The sequence below is a fragment of the Roseateles sp. genome (assembly GCF_036486225.1).
Taxonomy (GTDB): domain Bacteria; phylum Pseudomonadota; class Gammaproteobacteria; order Burkholderiales; family Burkholderiaceae_C; genus Roseateles.
Map to the genome: position 1 here is coordinate 1 of NZ_DASVNZ010000203.1, position 4,649 is coordinate 4,649.

The window sequence follows — 4,649 nt, forward strand, 5'->3', positions numbered from 1 at the left end:
AGCGCCGATTCCCTACGCCGACGCGCTGGCCGAGATGCTGCGCGCCGACGGCCTGCTGCTGCTGCAATCGAACGACTGCAACGACCAGATCCCCGCCAAGGCCTACGAGTACCTGCGCGCGCGCCGGCCGGTGCTCACGCTGGCCGATCCGGCCGGCGACACCGCGCAGCTGATGCGCCGTGCCGGACTGCCGTACAACGCGGCGCTGGAGGACGGCCCCGGGGTCGCCGCCGCGCTCGACCGTTTCCTCAACGACCTGTTCCACGGCCGTGCCGCGCTGCCCGCGCCGCCGGCCATCGCCGCTGCCTCGCGCGAGTCCCGCACCGGCGAACTCGCCCGCGTGCTCGACGAGGCCTGCGCCCCCCAGATGCCTATCGCCGAGGCCCGCCCATGACCCCGACGTCCACGACTTCCCCGACCTCCACCACCGCCATCGGCGCGCTGCGCTGGAGCCTGGTGCCGCTGCCCGACGCGGCCGCCTTCGCGCCGCATGCCGCCGCATGGGACGCGCTGCAGGCGCGCGTCGCCGGACTGCCCTTCCTGGAGAGCGCCTTCCTCGCGCCGCTGCTGAAGGTCTTCGGCACCGGCCGTGAACGGCTGGCGCTGCTCGGCGATCCGAAGGCGCCGCGCGCCGCCGCGATCGTGACGCCTGCGGGCACCGCGCAATGGGCGACTTTCCAGCCGTCGCAGTTGCCGCTGGGCGCCTGGTTGAGCCCTGCCGGCGAACCGCTGGAGCCGCTCGCCGACGGCCTGCTGCGTGCGCTGCCCCTGCCGGCCCTCGCGCTGGGCCTGACGCAGATCGACAGCCTGTTCCATCCACGCGGCGCCGACAACGCGCGCTGGCGCGGCCAGGACTACATCGACACCGCCTGGGTCGACCTGACCGGCGACTTCGAGACCTACTGGGAAGCGCGCGGCAAGAACCTGCGCACCAACCTGAAGAAGCAGCAGAAGAAGCTGGACACTGCCGGCACCGCCACGCGGCTGGAATGCCTGACGCGCCCCGAGGACGTCGCGCCCGCGTTGACGACCTACGGCCGGCTCGAGGCCAGCGGCTGGAAAGGCTCCGAGGGCACGGCGATCGCGCCGGGCCATCCGCAGTACGAGTTCTATCGCGCGATGCTGGAAGGCTTCGCGCGCGCCGGCCGCGTCCGGCTGTACCAGTACTGGTTCGACGACGCGGTCGTCGCGATGGACCTGTGCATCGAGTCCGGCGGCAAGATCGTGATCCTGAAGACCGCCTACGACGAGGCGCACAAGGCCGTGTCGCCGTCGACGCTGATGCGCCAGCTGCAGTTCCAGCAGCTGTTCGACGCGGCGGCGGCGGGCGGCCCGATCCGCCGCATCGAGTTCTACGGCAAGGTCATGGAGTGGCACACGCGCTGGACCGCCGAGGCGCGTCCGGTCTACCACGCCACGCTGTACCGCTGGGGCTGGGTGCCGGCGCTCAAGCGGCTGCTGCGGCGCGGCGACGCCGGGCCGGCCGCAGAACCCGGCGCTGACCCGGCCGCGGCTCCGGCCGGCGGCCCCGCCGCCAAGACCGGAGAGACCCCCGCCAAGACGGAAGAAGCCCCGGCATGAGCAAGGCCCCGACCGTGCGCGGCGCGCTGGCCTGGTCCTTCGCCGAGCGCTACCTGAGCCTGCTGATCACCGTGCCGACCACGATGATCCTGGCGCGGCTGCTGACGCCGACGCAGGTGGGCGTGTATTCGCTGTGCGCGGTGGTGACGAACCTGGCCTCGATCCTGCGGGACTTCGGCGTCAGCGAGTACCTGATCCAGGAACGCGAGCTCGACCGCGAGAAGCTGCGCAGCGCCTTCACCATCACGCTGCTGATGGCCTGGAGCATCGCGCTGGTGATCCTCGGCGGCCGCTTCCTGCTGGCCGACTGGTACCACGAGCCGCTGCTGGCGGACCTGCTGCTGGTGCTGAGCCTCAACTTCGTGATGCTGCCGCTGGCGTCGCCGTCCTTCGCGCTGCTCAACCGCGAGATGGCCTTCCACAAGATCTTCCTGGTGCAGGTCAGCGCCAACGCCGCCAACTCGGCCACCAGCATCGCCCTGGCCTGGAGCGGCCACGGCGCGATGAGCCTGGCCTGGGGACCGGTGGCCGGCATCGCGGTGCAGGTGGCGATCCTCGTCTGGCTGCGGCCGCGCGACGCGCTGCTGATGCCGCGCCTGCGCGGCGCGGGCCGGCAGTTGCGTTTCGGCGCGATGTTCACCGGCTCGCGGCTGGTGGAATCGGGCTCGCGCAACGGCCACGAGCTGATCATCGGCAAGGTCTTCGGCTTCACCTCGCTGGGGCTCTTCAGCCGCGCGACCGGGCTGATCGACCTGCTCGGCCAGACGGTGAGCTCGGCCATCCTGCGCGTGGCGACGCCGGCGCTGGCGGCGGACCACCGCGCCGGACACAGCCTGGTCGGCCCGTATGCGAAGGGCACGGCCATCTTCACCGGCATCGCCTGGCCGTTCATGGGCGGCGTGGCGCTGATGTCGGGCGACATCATCGCGCTGCTGTTCGGGGCGCAGTGGCACGCGGCCGCGCCGCTGGCCACGCTGCTGGCGCTGGCCGGCCTGCCCTACGCGCTGACGATGCTGGCGCCCAACGCGCTGGCGGCCACCGGACAGATCCGCCGCCGGCTGTCGGTGGCGCTCTGGTACGGACCGACGCACCTGGCCTGCGTCGGCATCGCCGCGTTCTGGAACCTGCATGCGGTGGCGGCCGTGTTCGTCATCGGCAACCTGGTGCAGGTGGCGATGTACACGCGCCACCTGACCGAGGTGCTGAAGGCCACGCCGCGCGAGCTGTTCGCGCCCAGCTGGGTCAGCGTGCAGCTCACGCTGGGCTGCTGCGCGGGCCTGGGGCTGGCCCAGTTCGTCGCCTACGAGCTGAGCCTGCCGCTGATCCCGCGCATCGCGCTGTGCGTGATCGGCGGCACCGGTGCCTGGCTGGCCTGCGCCGCGCTGCTGCGGCATCCGGCGATGACCGAGGTCCGTCGCGCCCTGACCCATCTGCGGAGCCGCCATGCCTGAGCTGACACCGACCCTGGACGCGCCCGCCACCGCCGCGCCGATCCGTCCCGGCGAGACGCTGCGCTGGGCGATGTTCCGCGCGCTGGAGCGCCTCAGCGACCTGCGCGGCAACAACACGCTGGGCGCGTTCTCGGTCACGCCGGCCGACGCGTCGGGGCCGGCGCTGTGGTTCTACGTGACCACGATCGGCGAGCTCAACGCGGTCGCGCCGATGATCGAATGGCTGATCGCGCAGCGACCCGACCTGCGGCCGGTGCTGATCACCGAGCATCCGCATTACCGCGACGCCTACCTGGCCCGCCTGCCGCAGGCGGTGGTCTGCACCAGCCGCGGCCACAGCGACGATGCGCGCCGGCTGGCCCGCCTGCTGCCCCCGGCGATGCTGGCGGTGGCGGAGATCCCCTGCCTGCCGTCGGAGGCGCCCTGCCGCTTCTCCTATGCCTTCCTGCGCGAGGCGCGCCGGCACAACGCCGCGACGCTGATGCTCAACGGCTGGCTGTACCACTACGACCCGCCGGCCCGGCTCGACCAGATGGAGCGCCGGCTGCTGGAGCGCGATTTCCTGAACGCCTTCGACGTGCTGTGCGTGCAGGACGCGGAGACCGCGCGGCAGCTCGAGGCGCGCGGCGCGGCGCGCGAGCGGCTGCGGGTGACGGGCAACATGAAGTTCGACGCGATGCGCCGCGCCGACTGGGGCGTCGAGCAGGCCACGCGGAGTCCGCGGCTGCTGGGGCATCTGCTCGCGTCGGCAAGGCCCATCGTGGTCGGCGGCTGCGTGACCGAGCTGCCCGAGCAGCAGCAGGTGCTGACCGCCTTCGAGCGGCTGCGGCGCACGCATCCCGACGCGCTGCTGATCCTGGCGCCGCGGCATCCGGAGAACCTCGAGCGCATGGGCCAGTTGCTGGGCCAGCTCGGCGAGGCGGGACTGCGTGTCATGCGGCGCTCGCAGATCGAGGACGCGCCGCTCGCGGCCGAGGTGCAATGCCTGGTGCTGGACACCGTCGGCGAGCTGCGGGACTTCTATGCGGCGGCCAGCGTCGCGCACGTGGGCGTGGACCACAACGTACTGGAACCGCTGGGGCTGAACAAGCCGCTGACGATCCGCAGCGGGTGGGACACGACCTATCCGTCGTATCCGGTCTACCGCCTGCTGCGCGATCGCGGCGTGCTGCATGAGTGCGACGACGCGGCGTCCATGTGCGACTACTGGCTGGCGGCGATCGAGCGAGCGCCGCGCATCGCTGACGATCTGCGTCGCACGGAAGAAGCGCTGGCGTCGATGCGCGGATCGGTGGCGCGGCACCAGGCCGCCTGCGCGCCCCGGATCGGGCGCTGAGGTCCTTCGACGGCCGCTGGCCCTCACCCCCACCCTCTCCCGCAAGCGGGAGAGGGAGCAAGAAGGCTTCTGCACTGCCAGCGCCGCTGGCCCTCACCCCTGCCCTCTCCCGCAAGCTGTATGGACCGAGGACATGGGTAACAGGTGTGCCGGGACATGGGTAACAGGTCGGGGCCAGGTTAGTCAGCCTGGCACAGCTCAATCATGCGCACCTTTTGGTGGCAGAAGAAGACATCGAAGCTGCCGTCGATATCCGGGTGAGGTCGTAGGGCGACAGGTTG

3 protein-coding genes and 1 pseudogene are annotated in these 4,649 nt (G+C 71.8%); all 4 read left to right on the top strand.

The annotated features are described in order from the left end of the window. Positions 1–394, top strand: a pseudogene (locus VF536_RS14170) (glycosyltransferase); the annotation flags it as partial. Continuing rightward, positions 391–1,581 (top strand): GNAT family N-acetyltransferase, encoded by a 1,191-nt coding sequence (locus VF536_RS14175; protein WP_331615504.1) that lies wholly within the window; start codon positions 391–393, stop codon positions 1,579–1,581. The pseudogene VF536_RS14170 and the gene VF536_RS14175, both read left to right, overlap by 4 nt. Further along, complete coding sequence (locus VF536_RS14180; RefSeq protein WP_331615505.1) at positions 1,578–3,032, top strand: lipopolysaccharide biosynthesis protein; 1,455 nt, start codon at positions 1,578–1,580, stop codon at positions 3,030–3,032. The genes VF536_RS14175 and VF536_RS14180 overlap by 4 nt, the downstream gene beginning before the upstream one ends. Continuing rightward, positions 3,025–4,368, top strand: a complete 1,344-nt coding sequence (locus tag VF536_RS14185) for a 3-deoxy-D-manno-octulosonic acid transferase (protein ID WP_331615506.1) — start codon at positions 3,025–3,027, stop codon at positions 4,366–4,368. Before VF536_RS14180 ends, VF536_RS14185 begins: the two co-directional genes overlap by 8 nt. Positions 4,369–4,649 lie beyond the last annotated feature (281 nt).